Origin of the sequence: Williamsia sp., from assembly GCF_016462415.1 — a bacterium.
Taxonomy (GTDB): Bacteria; Actinomycetota; Actinomycetes; order Mycobacteriales; family Mycobacteriaceae; genus Williamsia_A.
Window position 1 is genome coordinate 1 of record NZ_JAEMTF010000215.1, and the last position, 793, is coordinate 793.

4 tRNA genes and 1 pseudogene are annotated in these 793 nt (G+C 64.1%); 3 read left to right on the plus strand and 2 right to left on the minus strand.

From position 1 onward, the window contains the following. Positions 1-58: 58 nt before the first annotated feature. Positions 59-131 (minus strand) — tRNA-Lys (locus JHC79_RS23430). A gap of 148 nt (positions 132-279) precedes the next feature. Between JHC79_RS23430 and JHC79_RS23435 the strand changes: the two genes are divergently transcribed. The 3 genes from JHC79_RS23435 to JHC79_RS23445 all read left to right on the plus strand — a co-directional run bounded on the left by JHC79_RS23435 (position 280) and on the right by JHC79_RS23445 (position 577). Continuing rightward, positions 280-352 (plus strand) — tRNA-Glu (locus JHC79_RS23435). A 39-nt stretch (positions 353-391) separates the two neighbouring features. Beyond that, positions 392-468, plus strand: a tRNA-Asp gene (locus JHC79_RS23440). 32 nt (positions 469-500) lie between these two features. Then, positions 501-577: transfer RNA gene (locus JHC79_RS23445), tRNA-Phe, on the plus strand. A 4-nt stretch (positions 578-581) separates the two neighbouring features. Here the strand turns inward: JHC79_RS23445 and JHC79_RS23450 are convergent. Continuing rightward, positions 582-793: pseudogene (locus tag JHC79_RS23450) on the minus strand (hypothetical protein); the annotation flags it as partial.

The following is a 793-nucleotide window of genomic DNA, read 5'->3' on the forward strand; positions in this document are numbered from 1 at the left end:
AATCCGGATGGCGCGGTCCGTCAGCCCAAGAGCACATGCTCGGGATGGTCGCGCGCAGTGCCCCCACCAGGGCTCGAACCTGGGACCTGCGGATTAAAAGTCCGTAGCTCTACCAACTGAGCTATAGGGGCGCGGAGAATCAGGATACTTGGCCCCGTCGGAGCGGTCGGGGCGGGCGCGGCACCGGTGGTGGTTTGAGGAATTGGGGGTCGATAACCTAAGCTATCGAAGCTCCCAACGCGCTTGCGTTGACGAGTACCCCGAAGAGATTCGGCTTTGGCCCCCATCGTTTAGCGGCCTAGGACGCCGCCCTTTCACGGCGGTAGCACGGGTTCGAATCCCGTTGGGGGTACGACGCAACGGCGGCAACGTCGGAGCAGCAGGAAAGCAAGGCCCTGTGGCGCAGTTGGTTAGCGCGCCGCCCTGTCACGGCGGAGGTCGCGGGTTCGAGTCCCGTCAGGGTCGCCAAACGGCGACGCAAGGTAGTTCAGTGCCGTCCCGGCCAGGTAGCTCAGTTGGTACGAGCGTCCGCCTGAAAAGCGGAAGGTCGCCGGTTCGATCCCGGCCCTGGCCACCACGTTTCACGAATTCTCAGCGCTGTCGCCGCCCACTTCCGTCTTGGTGACGAAGGGTGACGTCATGGCCCGTACGAGTGCGCCGTAGCTGACACCGAACGCGATCTCGTCACCGACGGCGGCCTCATGGTCACCCAGGTCGACCACCAGATGATCGCTGCTCATCCCGAGGATCGTGATGCCCTTGGGAGGCTGCAGACCGTCGGGGTCCACATCTT